The organism is Roseibium album, from assembly GCF_965233825.1.
GTDB classification, from domain to species: domain Bacteria; phylum Pseudomonadota; class Alphaproteobacteria; order Rhizobiales; family Stappiaceae; genus Roseibium; species Roseibium album.
The window spans coordinates 2,745,960-2,769,775 of the sequence record NZ_OZ247583.1 but is presented as its reverse complement, the minus strand read 5'-3'; the positions used below and the strand labels follow the sequence as shown (position 1 = coordinate 2,769,775).

18 protein-coding genes are annotated in these 23,816 nt (G+C 56.5%); 4 read left to right on the top strand and 14 right to left on the bottom strand.

What is annotated here, in order from left to right; translation table 11 throughout:
- Positions 1-157: 157 nt before the first annotated feature.
- From ACO6TI_RS12855 to nadA, 4 genes are all read right to left on the bottom strand, one after another.
- Complete coding sequence (locus ACO6TI_RS12855) at positions 158-1,189, bottom strand: GlxA family transcriptional regulator (protein ID WP_196877613.1); 1,032 nt, start codon at positions 1,187-1,189, stop codon at positions 158-160.
- A 140-nt stretch (positions 1,190-1,329) separates the two neighbouring features.
- On the bottom strand, positions 1,330-2,193 hold the full coding sequence (nadC, locus tag ACO6TI_RS12850; RefSeq protein WP_108874623.1) for a carboxylating nicotinate-nucleotide diphosphorylase: 864 nt from the start codon (positions 2,191-2,193) through the stop codon (positions 1,330-1,332).
- A gap of 14 nt (positions 2,194-2,207) precedes the next feature.
- On the bottom strand, positions 2,208-3,809 hold the full coding sequence (locus ACO6TI_RS12845) for an L-aspartate oxidase (RefSeq protein WP_422385050.1): 1,602 nt from the start codon (positions 3,807-3,809) through the stop codon (positions 2,208-2,210).
- Positions 3,810-3,911: 102 nt separating this feature from the next.
- The gene (nadA, locus tag ACO6TI_RS12840; RefSeq protein ID WP_055111265.1) at positions 3,912-4,994 is read right to left on the bottom strand and encodes a quinolinate synthase NadA; all 1,083 of its coding nucleotides are present in this window, start codon (positions 4,992-4,994) and stop codon (positions 3,912-3,914) included.
- A gap of 387 nt (positions 4,995-5,381) precedes the next feature.
- Here nadA and ACO6TI_RS12835 point away from each other — a divergent pair, with 387 nt between their 5' ends.
- Positions 5,382-6,617, top strand: coding sequence for an MFS transporter (locus tag ACO6TI_RS12835; protein WP_422385049.1), 1,236 nt, complete (start codon positions 5,382-5,384; stop codon positions 6,615-6,617).
- Positions 6,618-6,688: 71 nt separating this feature from the next.
- Here the strand turns inward: ACO6TI_RS12835 and ACO6TI_RS12830 are convergent, their stop codons facing one another.
- From ACO6TI_RS12830 to glyS, 3 genes are all read right to left on the bottom strand, one after another.
- Positions 6,689-7,732, bottom strand: a complete 1,044-nt coding sequence (locus tag ACO6TI_RS12830; RefSeq protein WP_104703509.1) for a fatty acid desaturase — start codon at positions 7,730-7,732, stop codon at positions 6,689-6,691.
- Between the two features lie 266 nt (positions 7,733-7,998).
- Positions 7,999-8,478, bottom strand: coding sequence for a GNAT family N-acetyltransferase (locus tag ACO6TI_RS12825; RefSeq protein ID WP_422385048.1), 480 nt, complete (start codon positions 8,476-8,478; stop codon positions 7,999-8,001).
- A gap of 52 nt (positions 8,479-8,530) precedes the next feature.
- Positions 8,531-10,618, bottom strand: a complete 2,088-nt coding sequence (gene glyS, locus ACO6TI_RS12820) for a glycine--tRNA ligase subunit beta (protein ID WP_422385047.1) — start codon at positions 10,616-10,618, stop codon at positions 8,531-8,533.
- Between the two features lie 249 nt (positions 10,619-10,867).
- On the opposite strand from glyS, the gene ACO6TI_RS12815 reads away from it, so the two are divergent.
- Positions 10,868-12,418, top strand: coding sequence for a putative bifunctional diguanylate cyclase/phosphodiesterase (locus ACO6TI_RS12815; RefSeq protein ID WP_208992516.1), 1,551 nt, complete (start codon positions 10,868-10,870; stop codon positions 12,416-12,418).
- A gap of 74 nt (positions 12,419-12,492) precedes the next feature.
- On the opposite strand, the gene ACO6TI_RS12810 is transcribed toward ACO6TI_RS12815, so the two are convergent.
- From ACO6TI_RS12810 to ACO6TI_RS12800, 3 genes are all read right to left on the bottom strand, one after another.
- Positions 12,493-14,436, bottom strand: coding sequence for a DUF2207 domain-containing protein (locus ACO6TI_RS12810; protein WP_422385046.1), 1,944 nt, complete (start codon positions 14,434-14,436; stop codon positions 12,493-12,495).
- A 12-nt stretch (positions 14,437-14,448) separates the two neighbouring features.
- Positions 14,449-15,003: a LemA family protein gene (locus tag ACO6TI_RS12805; RefSeq protein WP_055111253.1), complete on the bottom strand. Its 555-nt coding sequence runs from the start codon at positions 15,001-15,003 to the stop codon at positions 14,449-14,451.
- A gap of 162 nt (positions 15,004-15,165) precedes the next feature.
- The gene (locus tag ACO6TI_RS12800; RefSeq protein WP_422385310.1) at positions 15,166-16,107 is read right to left on the bottom strand and encodes a glycine--tRNA ligase subunit alpha; all 942 of its coding nucleotides are present in this window, start codon (positions 16,105-16,107) and stop codon (positions 15,166-15,168) included.
- Positions 16,108-16,447: 340 nt separating this feature from the next.
- Here ACO6TI_RS12800 and ACO6TI_RS12795 point away from each other — a divergent pair, with 340 nt between their 5' ends.
- Positions 16,448-17,848: an MATE family efflux transporter gene (locus tag ACO6TI_RS12795; RefSeq protein ID WP_422385045.1), complete on the top strand. Its 1,401-nt coding sequence runs from the start codon at positions 16,448-16,450 to the stop codon at positions 17,846-17,848.
- A gap of 37 nt (positions 17,849-17,885) precedes the next feature.
- On the opposite strand, the gene ACO6TI_RS12790 is transcribed toward ACO6TI_RS12795, so the two are convergent.
- The 4 genes from ACO6TI_RS12790 to ACO6TI_RS12775 form a co-directional block, all read right to left on the bottom strand.
- Positions 17,886-18,071 (bottom strand): hypothetical protein, encoded by a 186-nt coding sequence (locus ACO6TI_RS12790; RefSeq protein ID WP_035899534.1) that lies wholly within the window; start codon positions 18,069-18,071, stop codon positions 17,886-17,888.
- Positions 18,072-18,117: 46 nt separating this feature from the next.
- Positions 18,118-18,975 (bottom strand): S49 family peptidase, encoded by an 858-nt coding sequence (locus tag ACO6TI_RS12785; protein WP_104702177.1) that lies wholly within the window; start codon positions 18,973-18,975, stop codon positions 18,118-18,120.
- Between the two features lie 117 nt (positions 18,976-19,092).
- Positions 19,093-19,716, bottom strand: a complete 624-nt coding sequence (locus ACO6TI_RS12780; RefSeq protein ID WP_144436101.1) for a PilZ domain-containing protein — start codon at positions 19,714-19,716, stop codon at positions 19,093-19,095.
- A gap of 79 nt (positions 19,717-19,795) precedes the next feature.
- Positions 19,796-20,743: a uracil-DNA glycosylase gene (locus tag ACO6TI_RS12775; protein WP_422385044.1), complete on the bottom strand. Its 948-nt coding sequence runs from the start codon at positions 20,741-20,743 to the stop codon at positions 19,796-19,798.
- Between the two features lie 314 nt (positions 20,744-21,057).
- Here ACO6TI_RS12775 and ACO6TI_RS12770 point away from each other — a divergent pair, with 314 nt between their 5' ends.
- The gene (locus ACO6TI_RS12770) at positions 21,058-22,734 is read left to right on the top strand and encodes an electron transfer flavoprotein-ubiquinone oxidoreductase (RefSeq protein ID WP_348316728.1); all 1,677 of its coding nucleotides are present in this window, start codon (positions 21,058-21,060) and stop codon (positions 22,732-22,734) included.
- Positions 22,735-23,816 lie beyond the last annotated feature (1,082 nt).

Below are 23,816 nucleotides of genomic sequence, written 5' to 3'. Positions count from 1 at the left end.
GACCAGTTCGGCGGTCATTTGCATGTCCGATGGAACTCGCTCGAAAGGTTTTTCCAGCCAACATCCCGATCCATCGAAGATCGGCAATGCTCAAGTCCTGTTGACTGATGTTGTCGGCAATATGACTGAAGGCGCCATGTGCAATGCGTCCGTTGTCTCAGCGTTCCAGCTTCCGGCTCCGGAGCTCTCTGTCCTGCGCCGGGCTCAGGCCATGCGCTGCACGGTAACGTTTTGAAAAATGAGAGCCGCTGGAAAATCCACAGGCAACACCGATATCGATTATGCGCATCGACGTCCGGCACACCAGTTGACGTGCGATGTCGATGCGGATCTTGCTGTAATAATCGAGCGGGGTGCAATTCAGGTATTTGTGGAAATCACGCTGCAGCTGGCGCGGGCTCGCACCGAGCCGGTTGGCAATTTCCTGAAGTGACAGTGGTTCGCTGACATGTTCGGTCATCAGTTCGATGCAAACGCGCAGTTTTTTCGGCACCATCTCCAGATCGTCGCGCATTACCGTGTGCTGCCGCTCCTCGCCCGACCTCATGTCGTGGTGCAGCGCTATGTCCGCAACGTCACCGGCAACCGTGCTCCCGTGCACTTCCGCAATAAAGCCGACCATGAGATCGATTGCGGCAGTGCCGCCCGCGCATGTCAGGAACCGGCCATCGGCCTGAATGAGGTTGTCAACCAGGTCGGTCCTTGGGAACATTTCCCGGAACAGATCGGCGTATTCCCAGTGAATGGTACACGCCCGGCCGTCCAGCAACCCGAGATCAGCCAGAACGTAGGCACCGGTACAAATGCCCGCGACACGGTTGACCCGCAAGGCAAGCTGCCGGATCAGCGCCTTTTGTCTTGCCGTCAATTCAACACGTTCAACGTCATCGCTGCTGCAGACTGCAACCAGATCAGCCCTGGCAATTTCCTCCAGTGCACAATCAGCTCGCATGACACTGCCATTGCTTGCGATTGCATCAAGACCGTCAACCGTGCAGCATCTGTAGTTGAACGACTTGCGTTTCAGAACCTTGTTAGCGATACGCAGCGGTTCAATCGCGGACGCAAAGGACAGCAGGGAAAAATTATTCAAAAGAAGGAAACAAACATCCACCGTCGTGGCATCAGATCTGCCTGCGTCCAGATACTGGTCCGGTTTCGCCGGGTTGCCGTCCTGAGATTGTTCCAAAGCGCGTCGCCGTGATGCCTATTTGCTGTCACAGAAAGCCATCCGCCTTCACCTTGACAGTTCATGGAGGTTCAGTTGGTTCCCGGCTCAGACTGACGCACTTCCGCAGATAAGTCGAGGTCCCGCCACACGGCACGAGGTCAGGCGATCTCGATATCGAGCCCGAGATCCAGCACGGGGGAAGAATGGGTGATCCAACCTGATGAAATCAGATCCACACCTGCTTCTGCCACGGCCTTGACCGTATCCAGCTCAATGCCACCGGACGCTTCCAAAATGACCTTGCCGGCTGCAATCTCGACGGCGCGTTGAAGCGTTTCAGGGCTCATGTTGTCGAGCATGACCACATCCGGCCCAGCTTGAAGTGCTTCGCGAAGCTGGTCGAGCGTATCGACTTCCACCTCGATCTTCACCAGATGTCCGGCAAATGCCCTGGCCGCATCGATGGCCTTTGAAACACCACCGGCAACCGCAATATGATTGTCCTTGATCAGGATCGCGTCATCAAGACCAAACCGGTGGTTGGCGCCGCCACCACATTTGACCGCGTATTTCTCGAACGCCCTCAAACCCGGCGTGGTCTTGCGCGTACAGACAATTTTCGCCTTGGTATGCGCAATCTGATCTGCAAAGCGCGATGTTGCAGTGGCGATGCCCGACAAATGTCCCAGGAAATTCAGCGCAACGCGTTCGGCAGAAAGCAAAGCCCGCGCCGGTCCTTCGATCCTGGCAACCTGATCGTTCGGGGCGAGGCGCTCTCCATCCTGCTTGAGAGGCAAGAAGGAAAGTGCTGCATCGGTTTGGCGGCAAGCACTTTCGGCAAATCCCAGTCCGGCCAGAACACCAGGTTTGCGCGCGGCGATGACGGCGCGTGCACGTGCATGCTTGGGCAAGGTTGCCTGGCTGGTGATATCACCGGCACGGCCCCAGTCCTCCAGAAGTGCAGCTTTGACCGTTTCATCCACCATCAGCTGTGGCAACTCGGCAAGAAGTCTATCGCTCATTTACTCGATTCCGCTCAAGCCGTCTCAAGTGCCTCGGCTGAAATCGCCTCGACCTCTTCCAGACTGGTATAAGATCTTTTGGCCATAGCCGGTTTTTCCTGCGGGAAGTCCTTGCGAAAGTGGCCACCACGGCTTTCCTCGCGCTTCAATGCCGCCGCGGCAATGATCTTGCCAGAAATCATCATGTTCTTGATCGACCGCCGGACGCAGATCTTTTCCGCATTGGCAATATCGGCCAGTGCCGTTCTGAGACCGGCTGCATCGCGCAACACACCGACGTTGTTCGACAATGTTGTTCTGAGAACGCTGATGGCGTCTCGTTCTTCAACGTTTCGCTGGCTTGGCAGTCCCGGGGCATCGTCCATCTTGTCCCAAAACGCGCTGCGCGGCGTTGGCATGAGGCCCTGTATGTCCTCGGCAATGCGCGCTGCGAAAACAACCGCCTCCAGAAGTGAGTTTGACGCGAGCCGGTTCGCTCCGTGGGCACCGGTCGAGGCCACTTCTCCCGCGGCCCAAAGACCGTCGAGGGAGGTCCGTCCGTTCGCATCCGTCAAGACGCCGCCCATGTGATAATGTTCCGCCGGCGCAACCGGTATGAGATCCTTTTCCGGATCGATGCCCGCCGCACTTACTGCCGCATGGACTGTCGGAAACTCTTCCCTGAAGTTCGAACCGATGGCTTGCCTGCAGTCGAGATACGCACCGCGGCCTTCCAGGATTTGCCCGTGGATCGCCCGGGCAACTATGTCGCGTGGCGCAAGCTCCATATCCCGATGTACCCCTTCCATGAAGCGGTTTCCGGCCTTGTCGACAAGAAGCGCGCCCTCGCCACGCAGGGCTTCGGTTGCCAATGGTGCCGGATCCTTGCCGACATCAAGTGCGGTCGGGTGGAACTGAACGAATTCTGCATCGGCAATCACGGCGCCTGCCCGAGCAGCCATCGCCAGCCCATGACCGTTGGCCTCGTGCGGGTTCGTGGTCAAGCCGTATAGATGGCCAACCCCACCGGATGCGAGAACAACTGCCTTGGCCGGAAAGGCAAGACGCGAAATACCGCCCCGGCGACGGACGAGAACGCCGGTGACATAGCGGCCTTCACTCAGAAAACTTTCGCCGATGTATCCTTCCAGCACACGGATCGAAGGTGTGTTCCGCACAGCTGTCGTCAACGCATCCATGATGGCCTTGCCAGCCATGTCGCCACGAACGCGCACGACACGGCTTTGCGAATGGGCCGCCTCGCGGGAAAGCTGCAGGCGACCTTCCAGGTCCTGGTCGAATGGAACGCCATAGGACAGGAGGTCGTGAACCCGGTCGCTTCCTTCACGGGTCATCTGGTCGACGATCTTGGGCTCGCAAATACCACCGCCGGCGGCCAGCGTGTCATCCCTGTGCTCTTCTACCGAATCCTGTTCCGAAATGGCCGCCGCAATACCGCCCTGAGCCCAGGCGGAAGATGCCCCCTGTCCGATCGGAGCATTGGTAATGACAGTAACGGGTCTGGGGCTGAGTTTGAGCGCGCAGAAAAGGCCGGCAAGCCCGCCTCCCAAGATGACGACATCATCCACATCCTTGCCGATATAGTCAGGTGCAAAATCATCAACCGACACGGCCATTGGAATCTTCCTGGAACAGATTGGGCATTGCCCGAAAAACCTCCGGACCAGGAAGAGTCCCGGGGCCGGAAGCATGCTTCGTGCGGTTTAGACCGAAGACGGTCAGATTTTCAAGTTGATCATCCGTTCAACTGCCGTGCGTGCGCGATCTGCGACTACCGGATCGACCACAACTTCCTCTTTCATCTCGACAAGGCTGTCGAGAATCTTGCCAAGCGTGATGCGTTTCATGTGCGGACACAGGTTGCACGGCCGGATGTAATTCACATCGGGGGTCTCGCTGGCGATATTGTCCGCCATCGAACATTCGGTGACCATCATCACCTTTTCCGGCCGCCTTGTCTTGACCCAGTCGATCATATGAGCGGTCGAGCCGGCAAAGTCGGCTTCGGCAACAACTTCCGGCGGGCATTCCGGATGAGCGATGATTTTCACATCAGGCTCGATCCTGCGATAGTCGCGCAGTTCTTCGGCGGTGAAGCGCTCATGAACCTCACAGGCACCGTCCCAGACCAGCACTTCGACATCCGTTTTCTTGCCGACATTGGCAGCCAGATACTTGTCCGGGACAAGGAAAACCCTGTCAACGCCGAAACTTTCGACCACCTGCAAGGCGTTGGAAGACGTACAGCAGATATCACATTCGGCTTTCACCTCGGCCGATGTGTTGACATAGGTGATGATCGGAACACCGGGATTGCGTTCCCGCAGGGCGCGAACGTCCGCTCCGGTGATGGATTCCGCCAGAGAACAACCGGCTCGCATGTCAGGGATCAGAACCGTCTTTTCAGGGCTGAGAATCTTCGAGGTTTCCGCCATGAAATGCACACCGCACTGGACGATAACCTCCGCATCCGTTCGGGTCGCCTCGATGGCGAGTTGAAGGCTGTCACCGAAAATGTCGGCTACACCGTGATAGATGTCCGGCGTCATGTAGTTATGCGCGAGAATCACCGCGTTGCGCTCTTTTTTCAGCTTGTTGATCGCATGGATCGTCGGTGCGAGCGCGGCCCATTCGATGGCCGGGATGAAGTGCTTGACCTTCTCGAAGATCGGCGCCGTCGCTTCGGCTATTTCGGGCGTGTAGCGCAAGTCCGGACGCTCCACATGTCCGAAGCGTTCCAGCGCTGTCAGACCAGTCGTGATGGGTTCGGATACCGAATAGGCTGTCTGGGCAACGGTCATGGCGCCCCTCCTGTAAGCAGGCTGAAACCGGTGTTTCAGCTCACAGATTACTTATACTCAACTTGAGCAAATCAAATGCAAAAGAAAACAGGCCCAACGGCCCTGACCTTTTGCTCTTTCAGAGTTTATATAAGCGGATCACGACAAAAAATCCATCACTTTCGCACCATTTTTTGGTTTTTCAGATTTTGCGTTTTGATTTCATAGGCTTGGGCGCTGCTTTTTTTCGACCTGATCCTAGCTGGCTAATCTTTGTGCGCTCTGCTGCAGCATGTGCGCTCACCACTGCGATCATGCATTCCATTTTGTGATCCATCGATCAAAATTTCGCGTTTTACCAATTTGCGTATGCCGCTATTTCTTAATCAACCAAAAACGAGGCATCCGATGACAGCAGCTCAAACCAGGGCCCTCTCGAGACCGAACATACCGCTGGTGATTGTCTGCGGTTGCCTGATTGCCATGATCTCGTTCGGACCACGCTCCGCCATGGGACTGTTTTTCCTGCCAATGACCGAGGCGCAGGGCTGGAGCCGCGAAGTCTTCGCGCTGGCGATTGCCATTCAAAACCTGGTTTGGGGCATAGGTCAGCCGGTCTCGGGCATGATGGCAGACCGCTTCGGCACATGGAAATCAATGGCCCTTGGTGCAGTACTCTACGCAGCCGGACTTCTCATGATGATCGATGCGCAGAGCGCCCTTGCACTGCATTTGTCCGCAGGTGTTCTGATCGGACTCGGAATAGCCTTTTCATCCTTCTCGCTTGTGCTGGCAGCCTTCGGACGAACCGTTTCTCCCGAACAGCGGTCTCTTGCGTTCGGCATCGGTACCGCCTCGGGTTCGCTCGGTCAGTTCCTGTTCAACCCGCTAGGTGCTGCGCTTATCGAAAGCATCGGATGGCAAACCACGCTACTCGTTTTCACCGGACTCATTGCAACCCTTCCTCTCCTGGCGGTGGCGCTGAGGGGAAAACCGGAACAATCGGCGGCAAGCGGTACTGCCGGCGATCAGAAACTCGCGGACGCCGTCGCGGAAGCATTCGGAACGCGAGGCTTCATCCTGCTGACAACCGGATTTTTCGTCTGCGGTTTTCACGTCGCATTCATTACCGTGCACTTGCCGCCATACATCGCCGATCTGGGGCTGGGAACTGCGCTCGGGGGCTGGGCGCTGGCATTTATCGGTCTCTTCAACATCGTCGGCTCCCTCGCATCGGGTTATGCCGGCGGGCGGCATTCCAAACCGATCCTGCTGTCCCTTATTTATCTTGGACGGGCCATCGCAATCTTCGCGTTCATCATGTTGCCGATAACGCCGGCTTCCGTCCTGGTTTTTTCAGCCGTGATGGGGTTGTTGTGGCTCTCGACCATTCCACTGACATCCGGCCTCGTGGCGGTCATGTTCGGCCCCCGCTACATGGCTACACTTTTCGGATTCGTGTTCCTGTCGCATCAGATCGGGGCATTTCTCGGTGTCTGGCTGGGCGGCAAACTCTACGACGAAACAGGTTCGTACGACGCCATCTGGTGGTGCGCCATCGTACTGGGAATTCTGGCCGCAATCATTCACTGGCCAATTGAGGAAAGACCGGTGTCCAGACTGGTTCAACAGGCTGCGGAGTGAAACGCAACGTGCCATAATTGTCCCGCACCGATAGATCAGCGGTGCGGGTCGGAAATCAAAGACCTGTTAAATCAACCGGCCGAGTGAAGCAGCGGCTTTGCCTGGGAAAACGACAGCAACCGTCTGGACTTTTCATCCCAAAGATGGAGACGGATACTGGCAATGCTCTGACGGATCGTCATGCAATTGCGGTCTGCCAGATCCTTGTGATCCCGAAGAACTTCCGGCAGCCGATAGAAGGGGATCCGGCTGTTGAGGTGATGGACATGGTGGATGCCGATATTGGCAACTGACCATTGCAGCACGGGCGGCAACACATAGTGGGAACTTCCGAACAGCGCTGCATCATGCAGCTGCCAGTCTTCTTCCGTGTCCCAATGTGTCGTTTCGAATTGATGCTGCACATAAAACAGCCATACGCCGACCGTCGCAGCAAGAATGGTCGTTGGCAAAAAGATCAGCAGGATCGGCATCCAGCCACCGAACACCAGAATTAGTGCAAGGCCGACAAAGATCGCGGCGTTGGTTGTCATGGCATAGAGCCAGAATTTCGCGTTAGCCATGAAACCGAAGGGAAGACGGTTCTCCAGAAAGAACGTATAGGCCGGGCCAAGGCCAAACAAAACGAATGGTGACCGATAGACGCGGTACTTAAAACGGCTGCGGGGTGTCAGTGCGCTGTATTCCGCAACGGTCAGGGTATGAATATCCCCCATGCCGCGCCGCCCAAGGTTGCCCGAAGAACTGTGGTGCATGGCATGTGACCGCCGCCAAACATCATACGGCGTCAATGTCAGAACCCCGATGACCCGGCCAAGCCAGTCACTGACGGTACGGTTCTTGAAAAACGACCCGTGCCCGCAATCATGCTGGATCGCAAAAAGGCGTACAAGAAATGCTGCATTGACCATGGCAATGGCCGCCGTCAGCCAGTAGCTGACATCCAGCGACAACCAGGCCAGGATCCACAGAAGAATGAAAGGTCCTGCCGTGACCAAGAGTTCAAATGAACTGCGTAGCGTGCTGGGTTCACGGTAGTTTGCAAGAATCGCAACCCAATCTCGTGGCGCTCGAATTTCCGGCTCAGCGCCAGCGGCATTGGTTTGTTCACACATATAGCTGCTTCTTATGATTTCAGTCTTCTACATAGACGGTTGGGGACCGCTTGCAATGCCGGAATGTGAAGTTAGGCAACAAATCTTTGCATTGAGCCGATTTTAACGCGCTTACGTTGCATTTTGGCAAGACCGCTACCGACTTGCCGACGCTTCTGTCCTTCTGCTGGATCCGTTGTCCGGGGTCATCTGCGGCAACCGGCCCCGCCGAAACTCAATACCGGCATAACCTTCCGAACAAAATTGCGACCAGCGGAAGACTGCGTCTACACCGGTGCAAAGCGTTTTGAGACGCTCTCGCTACCCGAACGATAATCAACGAAACCCATCCTCGAATAATAGCCGAGCCCGCCGGTGTTTTCCCTGCGGATCGTTGCGTCGATGTAGCTGACGCCGGCGTTTTTGGCGGCAACAGAGGTGCAGCCAAAAAGTGCACGTCCAACCCCTTTTCCATGCCTGTCCGGATCAACATACGTCGCGATCACAGCCCAGTCCGACGGCAACTTGTCCGGGCCGGTCCAATCCGGGTCGCACCACAAGAGCGCCTGAAACCCGCAAATGCCCAGTTCGTCGGATGCAATGTGGCAGCAAATTCCAAGTTTCGGCTCAATGAACTCGCTCACGATCCCCGCGCCGTCAAACGGCTGGCGGTAGGCAGTTGTGCCGCCAGCCGAAATAATCCGGTTGAGCAATTCGGCCATTGCCTCTGCATCACGCGGCAAAGCGGACCGTACCTCTATCGGCACTGCAATCTCCTTCGCTGATCCAATGCTTCTGCTGACACTTGCGACACCGGAGTTATCCGGCCACCCTGGAAAAGTCGGCTACGACATGGGTCGCATCACGTATCTCCGCCAGAAGCTGCAATCGGTTCATCCGGAGTGCGGGCTCCTCGGCATTGACGAGAATGTCTTCAAAGAACCTGTCAACCGGAGCCCTGAGTTTCGAGAGGGCCTCCATGGCACCCTCGAAGTTTTCACCGGCAACGGCCTCGGCGGCCTCGGCCCGTGCAGCATCGATCGCGGCAGCAAGGTCTATCTCTGCCTGTTCTTGGAAGTGATCGGAATGCGGCCTGCCGGTCACCGGCACGCCATCCTTCTTTTCCTCGGCCTTCAGAATGTTGACCGCACGCTTGTAACCTGCGAGCAGGTTGGCTCCATCGTCGGAGGATACGAAGCTGCCGAGCGCTTCGACACGCTTGACGACCATCAGAAGATCATCCTGTCCGTCCAGCGCAAAGACGGCATCGATCAGATCGTGGCGTGCACCCTCATCCTTCAGGTGCACCTTCAACCGATCGCCGAAGAAGGAAAGCAGGTCGCCGACAAGCGCATCCTCATCAGCCACGTCAACATCAATCAAGCCCAACGCCGAACGAACCGCATCGCCCAGCCTTATCCTGTGGCTATTGTCCAGCACAATCCGGATTACCCCGAGTGCAGCGCGACGGAGCGCGTATGGATCTTTTGATCCGGTCGGTTTCTCATCAATGGCCCAAAAGCCAGCCAGCAGGTCCAGCTTTTCAGCAAGTGCGACACTGACTGCTACCGGATCGGTCGGTACGCTATCGCTTGGACCCTGTGGCTTGTAGTGCTCTTCAATTGCGATTGCGACAGAAGCGTCCTCGCCTTGCGCGGTCGCATAGTACCGGCCCATGAGGCCCTGAAGTTCCGGGAATTCGAAAACCATGTTGGACACAAGGTCCGCCTTGGCAAGTTCGGCTGCCCGCCTCGCCTTCAACGCATCGGCACCGACTATCGGCGCGAGCTCGGCGGACAGAGAAACAAGGCGCTTTACACGGGCTCCGACACTGCCGAGCTTTTCATGGAATTTCACATCATCAAGCCTGGGCAGATTGTCAGACAGGCTTGACTTCAGGTCCGTATCCCAGAAGAAGCGGGCATCGGCGAGGCGCGCCCGGATCACCTTTTCATTGCCGGCGACGATCAGCTTGCCACCGTCATCGGCCTGAATGTTTGAAACAAGAACGAACCTGTTGGCAAGACGCCCGGTTGTCGGGTTCTTCAGAACAAAACACTTCTGGTTGACGCGGATGGTGAGCTGAATGCACTCATCCGGAATTTCCAGAAATGCCTCGTCGAAGCTGCCGGTCAGTACCACAGGCCACTCAACGAGGCCGGCGACCTCTTCCAACAGGCCGGGATCCTCAACCAGGTCCAGACCAAGAGCCAGCGCACGATCCTTGGCGTCGTTCAGGATGATTTCCTTGCGCCGGTCCGAGTCCAGCACAACCTTGTGCTTTTCCAGCCCTGTCGCATAATCATCGAAGCGGCGCACATCAAACGCTTCATCCGCGAGGAAACGATGGCCTCTTGTCGTCTGACCCGATGCGATACCGTCGAACTCAAACGGCACAACGTCGGGTTCTTCCGTTTCCGGCCCGAAGGTCGCAACGATCGAATGCAGTGGACGGACCCAGCGGGTCGGCGTCGTGCCCCATCGCATGGATTTCGGCCAGGGGAACCCGCGCAGAATTCCCGGCATGAATTCGGCAATGATGTCGATGGCGGAACGGCCCGGTTTTTCAATCACGGCGACATAGAAATCGCCTTTCTTCGGATCGTTGCGGATAGTTGCGTCTTCAATCGAGGCAAGGCCCGCACCGCGCAGAAATCCCTCGACGGCCTTTTCCGGCGCGCCAACACGCGGTCCCTTGCGTTCCTCTCGTTTGGCCGCCGACCCGGCAGGCACTCCGGCGACATGAAGTGCCAGGCGACGTGGTGTCGCAAACGCCTTGGCGCCCTCATATGGCAGGCCCGAGTCCACCAGAGCATTGGTCACAAGGGATTTCAGTTCATCGGCCGCCTTGCGTTGCATACGGGCCGGAATTTCTTCGCTGAACAGCTCAAGCAGAAGATCGGGCATGGGAACTGTGGCCTTCGGTCTTGGTAGGGTATTTCCGGAAACAGATGTGCGTCCGTTAGCAATTCAGCAGCCTCTTGTCACCCTTTTTCCGGTGTAACGATTGCCCGGCACCTCCGCATAAATAGCAATAATGTTTCTCATTCTTGCTTCACTCTTCTTCAAGAAATACATGCGAAACTTTGAGTTCGTCAAAGCAGTATGAAGTATCGGGACGCAATAGTGATAAACCGGGTAGCCGCAGGCAGCCAAATGATGGCACGCCCCCTGGCCGCGCTTTTTGCAGCGGCCATTGTGAGTTTTGCGGCTCTGAAATTCATTCCCCACCTGCTGGAAGACGGTCACGACGAAAACAATCATCTTTTCTACGACGCTGCGACGGGCATTTTCATGGTCTTCGCGCTTGTCGGCACCACCTACGGCATTTGGGCGACGAGACGACTGAGGAAGGAGCTGAGTGCCAGATCTTCCCAACATTCAGAAGCCCTGGCACTTGCCCAGCACGATGCGCTGACCGGTCTTCCCAACCGCCGCCGGTTACTGGAAGCATTTGCGGTTCTCAGCCGGGAGGTGAAGGACGATTGTTTTCGCGCGATCATGATGCTGGACCTGGACGGCTTCAAGCCCATCAACGATGTGTACGGCCACGCGTTCGGCGACAACCTGCTGCGCAGCTTTGCCGGGCGCCTGGCCGAAACCGTCGGCAATGACGGCATTGTTGCCCGTCTCGGCGGAGACGAATTCGCAATCATATCGCCCGTGTTCAAAGACAAGTCGGAAGCTTCGGGCTTCGCGCGGCGCCTCCTGACCCGTATCAGCGAACGTTTCGAATTCGGCGAGAGACAGATCTCCATCGGTACCGGTATCGGTATCGCCCTTTACCCGCATGATGGACATGCCATCACCGAGCTTCTTCGCCGTGCCGACATCGCTCTTTACCGGGCGAAATCTTCCGGCAGATCCACCTATCGTTTTTTTGAAGTGGATATGGATGCGTCCATCCTGCACAGGACACTTCTGGAGCAAAGATTGCGTCGTGCAATCGAAAACGAAGAGGTGAAGGTACATTACCAACCCATTCTCGACATGGACACGGGACGGATTGCCGGATTCGAAGGGCTTGCCCGCTGGTCGGACAGTGATTTCGGCGACGTGCCCCCCATGCAATTTATTCCGATCGCTGAAGACTGCGGCATCATTTCAGAGTTGACGCGTCACCTTCTTGCCCAGGCCTGTTCTGCGGCCAGGAGTTGGCCGGACGAGCTCTATCTTTCGTTCAACCTATCGCCTGTTCAGCTGCAGGACCCGGCTCTGCCGACGCAGATCCAGACCATACTGGACACTGCCGGCTACCCGGCCGACCGGTTGGTTCTGGAGATCACCGAAACGTCGCTGGTGAAAAATCCCGAATCTGCAAAACGCATTTTGAACGAGCTCACCAAAGCGGGCATTACTATCGCGCTTGACGATTTCGGCGCCGGTCACTCCTCCTTGAGCTATCTCAGGGACTTTCCGATCAAGAAGGTGAAGATCGACAAGTCCTTTACCGAGCGCATGCTGACGGACAAGCAGTGTGCCGCCATCGTGGAAGCGGTACTCGTGCTTTCCAGGGGGCTCGATATCGACGCGGTTGCCGAGGGCGTTGAACAGGGTGAGGTTCACGACGCGCTCAGCTCCAGCGGTTGTCACTATGGCCAGGGTTTCCTGTATGCCAAAGCGGTCTCAGCAGAAGCTGCGGCCGAACTGCTCAACGATCAGGCCGATGGCAGCCTTTCATTTTCCGATACTTCCAACGTTGCGTGAGCACCTTCTTCGGCAAGCCGGCAATTTTCCAATCTCGACGTTCGGGTTCCTGCGCAGACGCAAATAGCCGCCTGCTACCAGCCTCCCCCGCCGCCTCCACCGCCGCCGCCACCTGACGAACCGCCTGACGACCCGCCGGAAAAGCCGGAACTCGACGACTTGGGAACGGGAAGCGAGGACTGGAAAGACTGCGCCATGGAACTGGTCGTCTGTCCAAGCGTGTCGGCTACACGACTGGCTTCGAACCTGTGCCCTGCATACCAGCCGGGACTGTAACTTGCCGCGACGGCGGCACCTGCGGCCGTCGTCAACCACCCCTCGAATGCCTTTGACCAAGGCTTTTCCACGCCCAGCGCGACTGCATAGGGGAGAAGATCCTCAAAATGACTTGTACTCATGTCCGGTACTTCCGACATGTTGAGCCGCTCCACTTCGGCGACCGACAAATAAAGCTTGAGCCCTTCGATTTCATCGAGCACCTGGCGTCCGAGTGCGGTCGGTGCGCCAAGCAGAAAGAAGAAGAGGACATTCAGTGCGACCAGAGCCGCGGCCACCACGGGCAAAATCGGAAGCGTAGACACGCCGCCGGAAATATTGTTCGCAAAAAGCCCGGTGACCACCATCGCTGATACGAACAGCAGAAAGATAAGGGCCATCCGGATCTGCATGTTCGAAATTCGAAAAATCGCCTTTCCGATGTTCACTGAGAAAGCCGCGGCGAAGATCGACAACACCATGAACAGAAAGGCAAACTCCATCTGATCAGGAGGCATCTGGCCGAATATGAACAGCGCAAAGATTGCAACGACACTCAATATGGCGCCCGGGACGAGAAACGACCGGTTGTTCCTGAAAAAGACGTTCCGGCTCTCCACTTCGATCGCGCTTCTGAATTTCCTGCCGAGCGTTTTGATCGAGCTGCCATTGCCCTTGTAGATCTGCAACGGCGAGCCTCGATCCTTGAGGAAAGCAACCAGGGCAGCTTCGCCCTTCGGCAGCCCATTGGTCTGGTCAGCAACGATGTCATCGAGCACAAGCATCATGTCTCCGTCGCGCTCTTCCAGCCGCAAGCAATGCTTGACCGCAAGATTGAGGCTGGCGGCCGTCAGTGCAATCCAGCCACCGTCGCCGAAACCACGGGTCAGAACGTATCTGGAAAGTGCCGGAGATACGCCTGCAGGCGGTTTGAACCTGGGAAAGACGACACCCTTCGCAGGGTCGCGTCCCACAAAAAGCCAGGCAACGAGATAATACGCCAGGACCAGCAGCATGCCTGCGCCGCCGATGAGTTCAGAGCGGTAGTCATTCAAGAAGTAACCGATCTGGTCGGCTTCTGTTGGCGGCGTGATGGAACCCTTGGGCATCGCGACCACGACTGTCAGACCTTCATAGGCGGCCAGAGGCCTCGTGGTCGTGAAGATGACCTCACGACCGTCGTCGCCCACACGCGCATCATAATTCCTGCCTGTAGCGCCGAACACGCCGGTATATGCCGTCCAGTCCCGTGCCCTTACTCCCTCCGGTAGAACCACCCTCGCGACAGCCTCATCGACCGGAAAGATCCACTCGTTTCCGGTCGCATTCCAGTAAACTTCGTCATGATCTGCAAAAAAGCGTATCTGCCGGTCTGTTTGGTACTTGATTGTGTAGGTATATTCGCCCGGCTGAAGGAAGACGTTTTCCTCGCCAATATAAATCCTGACACCGTCCCGGCTTGACGTTTGAGCGAAACTTGCGTCCCGGCCGTCCTGCAGGACCGAGAGCAGCTGGAATCCGGCGCGGTAGGTCCGACCGTCCTTACCTTCGATCATCAATGGAATATCGCGGAATATTCCCCGCTTGATGTTGTTGCCTTCAGCGCGAACCGTGATCGTTTCAGTAACTGTCAAAAGCCCGTTTTCGGCGACATCGATGTTGGAGACAAAACGATGAAACCGTTCTTCAGCCGCGATGCCCCCCGCGCCTGTGACACAGAGGACAGCGAACACCAGACAAGCGAAGGCGTTTCGGAAAATCATGCGATCGCCTCCCTAGAACTGAACCTTGGGTACGGCCCTGTCTGCTTCGTCCTCGATCTCGAAATATTCCGCCTTTTCAAACTTGAACCGAGAGGCAACAAGATTGGAAGGAAAGCTCTCTACCGCAACGTTCAGGCCGCGTACGGCGCCGTTGTAGTACCTGCGCGCCATCTGAATTGCGTTCTCGATCTCGTCGAGAGACTTGTGAAGATCGGAGAAATTCTCGCTCGCCTTGAGATCAGGATAAGCCTCGGCAACTGCAAAGAGGCGACCGAGTGCCTGGCTCAGCGCGCCTTCCGCCTTCGCTCTTCCGGCCACGTCGTCGCGCGGCACGGAACCAGCCGAAGCCCGCAGCTGTGTGACGTTGTCCAGTGTTTGCTGCTCATGATCCGCATAACCCTTGACGGTTTCGACCAGATTGGGAATGAGGTTTGCCCTGCGTTTCAGCTGGACGTCGATGCCGCTCCAGCCCTCTTTAACCATCTGCCTTTTCTTGACGAGCGTGTTGTAAAGAAAAATCGCAAAGACCGAGACAGCGATCAGAAATGCAAGAATGAACCAGGCCAACGTGAACCCCCCCGTAAAGAATGACCGGAGGCTAGCGCCTGAGCACTGTCTTGTCATCCCGCGCAGGCACAGGGAATTGTTTCAATACCGTATCAACTGTCTCGTCGATTGCCTGAGACCCCAGATCACTGCCCGTCCTTAAAGAACAGGAATTCACCTGGCTTATTCTGCCGCCTGGTTGTGATAGCCGACACCGCCGGCTTCCGTTTCCAGAAATGCAGCACCGCAGGCCTTTGCGAGTTCGCGCACACGCAGAATATAACTCTGGCGCTCGGTCACCGATATGACGCCACGCGCATCGAGCAGGTTGAAAGCATGGCTGGCCTTGATGCATTGATCGTATGCGGGAAGCACAACCTGGTGCACATGTGCGCCCGTCTCGTCCCGTGCCTTCGCGCCGGCCGCCAGCAACGCACGGCACTCGTTTTCGGCATCCTTGAAGTGACGGAACAGTATGTCCGTGTCCGCATGTTCAAAATTGTGACGCGAATATTCCTGTTCGGCCTGGAGAAAGACATCGGCATAAGTGATCTTCGCATCGCCTTCCATGCCGTTGTAGTTGAGATCATAGACGTTATCGACGCCCTGGATATACATGGCCAGACGCTCTAGACCGTAAGTGAGCTCGCCGGAAACCGGGGAGCACTCGAACCCGGCGACCTGCTGAAAATACGTGAATTGCGAGACTTCCATACCGTCGCACCAACACTCCCAACCAAGCCCCCAGGCACCGAGTGTCGGGCTTTCCCAGTCGTCCTCCACGAAACGGATGTCGTGTAACTTCGGGTCCAGACTTATTGCATAGAGCGACTTCAGGTAGAGATCCTGAAGGTCGGAGGGTGACGGTTTCAAGATCACCTGGAACTGGTAATAGTGCTGCAGGCGGTTCGGGTTTTCACCGTAGCGTCCATCGGTCGGGCGACGCGACGGCTGCACATAGGCGGCCCTCCAGGGCCGCGGCCCGAGCGAGCGCAAAGTGGTTGCCGGATGAAACGTCCCGGCGCCGACTTCCATGTCGTAAGGCTGAAGCACCACGCAGCCCTGGTCTGCCCAGAAACGCTGAAGCGTCAGGATCAGGCCTTGAAAGGAATTTTCCGGACGCATATGCGCCGGCAGGTTTTCAGTGGACATGGATTTTCATTCCGCAATTGGCTCTTGGCGGCAGGACAGTCCCGCCATTGCGGAGCGAGAGGTGCCACGATGCGGCGGCAAGGTCAAGACGCGCTGCCCAGGAGGCACACACACCAAATGGCGTGCAGCGACAGCCGGGGTTGACGCATCTCCTTCCACAAACTACCAACATCGCGGCTCCGGACGCCAGCCGCTCGCCGACCTCCGTCTTGGTGAAGATCCGGATTTGACGATTTTTCGTTCCTCCACGCGTTTCGCGTTGCGGGCAATGCGAGCTTCCCCTTCCTTGCGAAATAACGACCTGGAGAACGGAATGTCATCCGACACTTCGCGGAAGAACGTCTTCACACAGGGGCCACTTGCCCTCACCTTATTGAAAACCGCACTGCCGATCATACTGGTCATGAGCATGAACGGCCTTTTGACGGTCGCGGATGCCGTGTTTCTTGGCCGGTTCGCAGGACCAGATGCGCTCAGCGCAGTCACCTTGATGTTTCCCGCCTACATGCTGCTTGTCGCGATGGCGACGCTGGTCTCAAACGGGATGAACAGTATCCTCGCCCGCAACCTTGGTGGCGGCGATATCGATGGTGCACGATCGGTATTTTCCGGTGCACACGGACTGGCACTTTGTACCGGCGCAGGAGCAATCGTCCTGTTTTCAGCCGGTGGATACCCGCTGATCCTGATTGCTGCCGAGGGGTCGGAACCGATCGCCGGAATGGCATATACATACCTCGCTATCACAGTCTGGACCTCGCCACTTCTCTTTGTGCTTTCAGTCCAAACGGGTGCCCTTCGAAGCGAAGGCTTCGTCATGCAGATGGCCGGGGTCAGCCTTCTTGTATCGCTGGCCAATATTGTCTTCAATTTCGTGCTGGTCGCCATCCTGAAACTTGGTGTCGCGGGAACAGCCTATGGGACTGCGCTGGCGCAGCTGCTGACGTTTACAGTGGTGATCCTGTTTCGCCTGCGAGCAAAGACAGTCCTGAAACCCGGCGCTCTGCTAAGCTATCCGCTGACCGCGCATTGGTGGTCCATCTTTGCTCTTGGAGCCCCTCAAAGCCTGAACTTTGCCGGTATTGCCCTCAGCTCTGCGGCAACCTTCGCCTCGCTTCAGTATTTCGGGCAGGAAGGATACGAAGCAACGGTCGCCGCCTTCGGCATCGTGACCCGCATCATGACCTTCGTCTTCTTGCCGCTGCTCGGATTGACCCAGGCACTGCAGGCAATGATCGGCAACAATTACGGCGCGGGAGAATGGAAGCGTTCGGACGACACGCTACGGCTCGGACTTCTGACAGCGTTTTTATATTGCCTTGGTGCACAAATACTCTTGACGGTTTTTGCCCGACCGGTCGGCTTCCTGTTCGTCGATGATTTGCAGGTGTCCGACGAGTTGTCGAGGATCATGCCGATCACAGTCGCTTTGATGTTTGCCGCCGGTCCGCTCTTCGTTATCGCGGCCTATTTCCAGGCGCTTGGCGACGCGATACGCTCGGCATTGATCAGTCTGATCAAACCGTATTTCTTCTTTCTGCCGTTGCTGATCGCGCTACCGGCATATTTCGGTGAAACAGGGATCTGGCTGGCAGGTCCCGCGGCGGAATTCCTGCTTGTCGTGCTGACCGCCATGATCCTCGGCGTAACAGCCAGAAGGAAAACACTGCGTTGGGGTCTGTTTGTTGCATCCACTGCAAAAACGAACGCCTAGGTTCCTCTCGGCGGAGCTTGTGCTCCGCCGGCGCGGTTCAATTGCCTGGACGATACCTGCCTGTCTCAGGATCCAGAACGAGCTTTGCGCCGCGACCGTTAGGGTCGGCCTTTGCCGCGGCCTTGGAGATCTGGTTCTCGACTTCGGCCATCTTGCGCTTGACGCGCTGGACGATCCAGTAGCCGCCAACGGCCAGGGCAGCAACACCTATCAGTTCCGTCATTTCTACTCCCCTTCTTGCTCCCACCTCACAATTTCAATACGTCCATTTAAAGGCCGTAACGCATCCACATCGCCCGTTCCTCCACGGAGGAAATAAGTTCTTCCCCAAGGCCTTCAGTCAGTCGTTGCCCTTTCAGTGCAACACCGAGTCCAGCCCTTCGGCCGAACAGACCGCGCGGCGCAGATATCAGGTTCGGTTGCGTCTTTTCACCGTAGCGCTCACGCAAAACGGCTCGCAAGTCACCGATGGCATCGACAAGTCCGAGCTGAACGGCGGTGCGGCCAGTCCAGAATTTTCCGGTAAACAGGTCCGGATCGTCTGTCAGAATGTCACCACGCCGGGATTTCACCAGATCAATGAAGGTTTCGTGGATCTCCAGCTGAAGCGTTTTCAGATAGGCGATGTCCTCAGGGTCTTCCGGCTGGAACGGATCAAGCGTCACCTTCTTTTCGCCTGCCGTGTAAACGCGGCGATCGACGCCAATTTTCTTGATCAGTTCCGTAAAACCGAAACCGGCCGCGACAACGCCGATCGACCCGACGACGGAAGACGGATCGACAAAGATCTCGTCACCGGCAAGTGCAATCATATAGCCGCCGCTTGCCGCGACATCCTCCACGAAAACAAGGACGTCCTTGTCATTTTCCTTGGCAAGGTCCCGAATGCGCTTGAAAATCAGGCGTGACTGTACCGGAGACCCTCCCGGGGAATTGACGATCAATGCGACTGCTGGCGCTTTCTTGATCGAGAAGGCTTTTTCCAGGGGCAGTGCTACTGAAGCCAGAGACAGTCCGGAGCGCATCGGGCTCTGCATGCCGATGGCACCCTGCAGGCGCACGACGGGAATGACCGGTTTGTCATTGCGGAAACGTTTGGGAAGAATACGACGAAAGCTGGAAAGCACGCTGGAAAGCCCTGAGAGTGATCAAAATCTTCTCTCGATATATGTATCGTCTCTGCACTTGCAAAGGTCGCCGGCAACCTTAATTCGTTCCGTGCGCGATCTAACGCTCTGTGGTCGTCAAGATCCGAAGGCGCTAATGCGCTTTTTCGGCTTCGGCTTTTGGGCTTCCTTTTCCTTTTCACGGTCGAGTTTGATCGCGATCATCTCCGGTGTCGGCATCGGTGCCGGCGCGAATGGCCAGTTGAGACGAACACCTGCGCTCCCCTCCGCGCGCCACACGATTTTCGCGGAAATCGGCAGATCAAGTCCCGGAATCGAGATTTCGACCTCCCGGGGCAGGCGATCCAGATTGTCTCCTTCAATCCGGCACCCTGATTTGCTGGCATCCACGATCCTGCACTTCATGGTGAAAGGGCTGGTCTTTCCGCAGACTATTGTGCTGATCCAGACGGGACGCCGAATTTCGCGCCGTTTTTCGCCGGACTGCGACTTCATGGGTTCAAAGCTGATCCTGGCTTCATTGTCACCAAAAGCAATAACCGTTCCACGGACAAGCTTGTCACAGCCTTCCAGACGCAGACCGACCTCCTCCTTGAGCAGGTCGACCTTTTCTGAAACGATCCAACACCCCTTGTCGGTCAGATCAAGCACCGACGCCTCAAAACAGGTCATATCCGCAAGATCGACGACTAGTGCCGCGACGCAGTTGTCTGCAGTCCTGACAGCGTTAAAGGTGCTCAATTGAACCTCCGGATTCACCACACCCCAGACTACAACCTGAAGCCTAAAAACGGTGTTAACGCTAGGTCAAATGAGGGATTTAACTTTCGGTCAGTTTCGTGCGAATGCTGAGGAAATCGCGCCAAGACAGGCGTTTTTCCAAGGGACTGCGCAGCAGATAGGCCGGATGATATGTCGCGATCGCCGCTATCTGCCGTCCCGTGACCGGATAACTCATCCATCGGCCGCGCATCTTGCGAATGCCGTCCTGGACGCCGAGCAGGTTCTTGGCGGACGCAGCCCCGAGAAAGACTAACACGTCCGGATTGACCAGCTCGATCTGGCGCTTGATGAACGGCTTGCAGATTTCTGTTTCCTGCGGTGTCGGCGTTCGATTTCCCGGTGGTCGCCAGGGAACGACATTCGCGATATAGGCGGATGAACGATCCAGTCCGATTGCCGTCAGCATGCGATCCAAGAGCTGGCCGGACCGCCCGACGAAGGGTTTGCCCTGAAGGTCTTCGTCCCGTCCGGGAGCTTCGCCGACAAACATCAGCCTGGCATCCGGAGACCCGTCTGCAAAAACCAGCCTCTTGGCAGTGAGCTTCAGGTTACAGCCGTCGAAGGCTTCCAGACAGGCCCTGAGATCATCAAGCGTTTCAGCTGATGCAGCAAGATCGCGGGCGGACGCAACGATCTGCTGATCGGGAATAACAGCCGGTTGCCCTGCGGCCGTGCCCTGCGACAGATTGACAGGGGTTTGCGATGCGGTCGGAGCCTGTGGTGTGATCGACGTCTGTGGCTGGGCGGGTGATTTCGGTAACCGGCCGGTATCGATCCGCGCCGGTTGCGAAGCACTCGAGCCGATCGATTGCGCGTCTTTGGGTTCAGAGACCGCGACCTGAGCCCGGCGACGTTCCGCGGCCTGCCTGAGTGTCTGCTCGGCCCAATCAACCGCCTCATCCCCCAAAAAACAGTCGATGCCAGCGTCGACATAAAACTCCAGCAGGCTTTCGATTTTTCTCAGATCTTGTTGGGGATTTTGCAAGAGATCGACCTCCGAGGTGCGATATTATCCGGTTGGCCCGCGAGCACAAGCGGCACCCGGTGACAGAGGCTGCGGATAGTTCGATTTTCAGCGTCTTTGCACATCTCTCTACAGCCACCTCAGCGTTATTAACGTTTACGTAAACGTCAGTCTTTTGCTTGACGCGTCTCTCCGGCTTTGATCTATCTGGCGAAAATACAGTCAAATGGGGTCCGGATTTCGCATTCAGGATAGAAAAATGTCGTGTTTTGCGCCGCAAAATAGGGCAAACAAGGCGATAGGGATAAGGCCCCACCGGGTAGAGGGAGACAAAAATGAGCGAACAAGACGCGCTTGGTGAACGCGAGAGCATGGAAGTTGATGTCGTGATCGTCGGCGCAGGTCCGGCAGGACTTGCCGCGGCAATCCGGCTGATGCAAATCGCCGGCGAAAAAGGCGAGGAACTGAGTGTCGTTGTCCTAGAAAAGGGATCCGAGGTCGGCGCCCACATTCTGTCTGGTGCTGTTATCGACCCTGTCGCGCTTGATCAACTTCTTCCGGAATGGCGCGACGAGGAAACACCGATCAAGACCGCCGTCACGGATGATCATTTCCTTGTGCTCGGCCCTGCCGGGTCCATGCGCCTTCCGAACCTGTTCATGCCGAAGCTGATGAACAACCACGGAAACTACATCGTTTCCCTCGGAAACGTTTGCCGTTGGCTGGCGGAAAAGGCCGAGGCGCTCGGGGTCGAGATCTATCCGGGATTTGCTGCGGCTGAATTGCTTTACGATGAAAACGGCAGTGTTGCCGGCGTCGCGACAGGTGACATGGGGATCGGCCGCGACGGCAAACCCAATGCAATGTTTACCCGCGGCATGGAGCTTCGCGCAAAATATACGCTGATCGGCGAAGGTGCCCGCGGATCGCTTGCCAAGCAACTGATCGAGAAATTCGATCTCGACAAGGACAGCGACGTGCCGAAGTTCGGCATCGGCATCAAGGAACTCTGGCAGGTTGATCCGGAAAAACACAGGCTCGGCCTCGTGCAGCATTCCTTCGGCTGGCCTCTCGACGGCAAGACCGGTGGCGGATCCTTCCTTTATCACCTGGAAGACAATCAGGTTGCCGTCGGCTTCGTGCTCCATCTCAACTACGAAAACCCCTGGCTGTCACCGTTCGACGAGTTTCAGCGTTTCAAGACCCATCCGGCGATCCGTGAGACATTCGAAGGCGGCAAACGCATCTCCTACGGCGCGCGCGCAATCACCGAAGGTGGCTATCAGTCGGTTCCCAAACTTTCATTTCCCGGCGGTTTGCTGATGGGATGCTCGGCAGGGTTCGTCAATGTTCCGCGCATCAAGGGCTCACATAACGCCATGTTCTCCGGCATGCTTGCAGCCGAAGAGGTGATGGCCGCCATCGGACGCGGCGAAGCCCATACGGAACTGGCGAATTACGATACGGCGTGGCGCAACAGCCCGATCGGAGAGGACCTGCACAAAGTGCGCAACGCCAAACCGCTCTGGTCGAAATTCGGCACCTGGATCGGGATCGGTCTCGGCGGTCTGGACATGTGGACGAACGAATTGTTCGGCTTTTCCTTCTTCGGCACCATGAAGCACGGCAAACGGGACTCCGACACCCTGAAACCGGCCAAGGACTGCAAGAAGATCGACTATCCGAAGCCGGATGGTGTCGTGTCCTTCGACAAACTCTCCTCCGTGTTCCTGTCGAACACCAACCACGAGGAAGACCAGCCGATCCACCTGAAGGTTGCCGACATGGCGCTTCAGAAATCGTCCGAGCACGATGTGTTCGAAGGTCCTTCCAACCGCTATTGCCCGGCCGGCGTCTACGAGTGGGTCGAGGAAGGAGAAGATGCGCCGCGCTTCCAGATCAATTCGCAGAACTGCGTGCACTGCAAGACCTGCGACATCAAGGATCCGAACCGCAACATCACCTGGACCGTGCCGGAAGGTGCGGGCGGACCGAATTATCCGAACATGTAACCGCCGAGATGCTGACCACCTTGGCACATCGGATTGGAGCGGCTACGGCCGCTCTCTTTCTTTCATGTGTGAACGCGCAAGCCGACGTCTGCGACAAGGTTAGGCCAGATTGGAATCCTGACGCTGGCCCTGCGTCCCAATACGACGAACTTGTGTTTCTCTTTGGCTCAACATCCGGGCTGGCATTCCTCGCCCTGATATTTGTTTCGCTCATTTTTCGAAAGAGATGGCTTTGCGTTCTGTCGGCAACACTGTCGTTTGCCTTGGCAATCGCAGTTATTGGTGACTGGATATTTGAATGGGGTGGCAGAGTACGTAAATTTGCCCTGGCCGAGGGCTGCCTTACACCTCCCCATGCAATCGGGTCAGTCCTTCTGGCAGTGTCTGCCATTTGCCTTCTGATCGCTGTCAGAGGGTCATTCCTACGAACCTAGTAATGCTTGAAAACAAACAGCGCCGGGAAGTCAAACTTCCCGGCGCTGCCGTCTTGTGGCCGATGGGTGTTATCAGACCGGCGAAGTGGGGGTGCCGGTCCGTTGCGGTTGTCAATTGCGCACAGCTGGAAGGCCGGACGTCTCGGACGTCCATGCGTTGCGCGATCGCCCGCGCCACAAGGCCTGAGCCGTTCTTTCAAACGGCAATTCAAATTCATGGGAGTCGAAGGTCCTGATGGAGCCAACGTGCACCTTGCCCAGATCTTTGTCTGGTTAAAAAAGCCTCTGCACTTGTTAAACTTGGTTAATGAATGCGTCGGTGCGCGCCGATTTATCCTTACGTTACGTTCGCGTCAACCACCTACTTCGCCAGATAAAAATTTATTATGACTCGAGAGTTCAAATTTATACTAATTGGTCAAATTTTTATCTCGTTCGAAGCCGAATTTCGTAACGCTGAGGAAACTTCGCAATGGCATCAAGTCCAGATCAGTAATATCGAATAAATAGCACTGATAAGCCCCTGCCCGATTTTCCATAGCTTTCAACCGCTTATTGAAATTCCACCGCAATTAAAGGCGTATAAGAATTTTCTATACAACAATAGATAAAGAAAATGTTTCTTGCAATTCTTTGAAACTAAAGCAT

What these genes read in the sequence shown, in the direction of transcription:
- nadC (WP_108874623.1), bottom strand. Translation starts at nt 2,193, where the DNA reads ATGAGCGATAGACTTCTTGCCGAGTTGCCACAGCTGATGGTGGATGAA.
- ACO6TI_RS12845 (WP_422385050.1), bottom strand. Translation starts at nt 3,809, where the DNA reads ATGGCCGTGTCGGTTGATGATTTTGCACCTGACTATATCGGCAAGGAT.
- nadA (WP_055111265.1), bottom strand. Translation starts at nt 4,994, where the DNA reads ATGACCGTTGCCCAGACAGCCTATTCGGTATCCGAACCCATCACGACT.
- ACO6TI_RS12835 (WP_422385049.1), top strand. Translation starts at nt 5,382, where the DNA reads ATGACAGCAGCTCAAACCAGGGCCCTCTCGAGACCGAACATACCGCTG.
- ACO6TI_RS12830 (WP_104703509.1), bottom strand. Translation starts at nt 7,732, where the DNA reads ATGTGTGAACAAACCAATGCCGCTGGCGCTGAGCCGGAAATTCGAGCG.
- glyS (WP_422385047.1), bottom strand. Translation starts at nt 10,618, where the DNA reads ATGCCCGATCTTCTGCTTGAGCTGTTCAGCGAAGAAATTCCGGCCCGT.
- ACO6TI_RS12815 (WP_208992516.1), top strand. Translation starts at nt 10,868, where the DNA reads ATGATGGCACGCCCCCTGGCCGCGCTTTTTGCAGCGGCCATTGTGAGT.
- ACO6TI_RS12810 (WP_422385046.1), bottom strand. Translation starts at nt 14,436, where the DNA reads ATGATTTTCCGAAACGCCTTCGCTTGTCTGGTGTTCGCTGTCCTCTGT.
- ACO6TI_RS12800 (WP_422385310.1), bottom strand. Translation starts at nt 16,107, where the DNA reads ATGCGTCCGGAAAATTCCTTTCAAGGCCTGATCCTGACGCTTCAGCGT.
- ACO6TI_RS12795 (WP_422385045.1), top strand. Translation starts at nt 16,448, where the DNA reads ATGTCATCCGACACTTCGCGGAAGAACGTCTTCACACAGGGGCCACTT.
- ACO6TI_RS12790 (WP_035899534.1), bottom strand. Translation starts at nt 18,071, where the DNA reads ATGACGGAACTGATAGGTGTTGCTGCCCTGGCCGTTGGCGGCTACTGG.
- ACO6TI_RS12770 (WP_348316728.1), top strand. Translation starts at nt 21,058, where the DNA reads ATGAGCGAACAAGACGCGCTTGGTGAACGCGAGAGCATGGAAGTTGAT.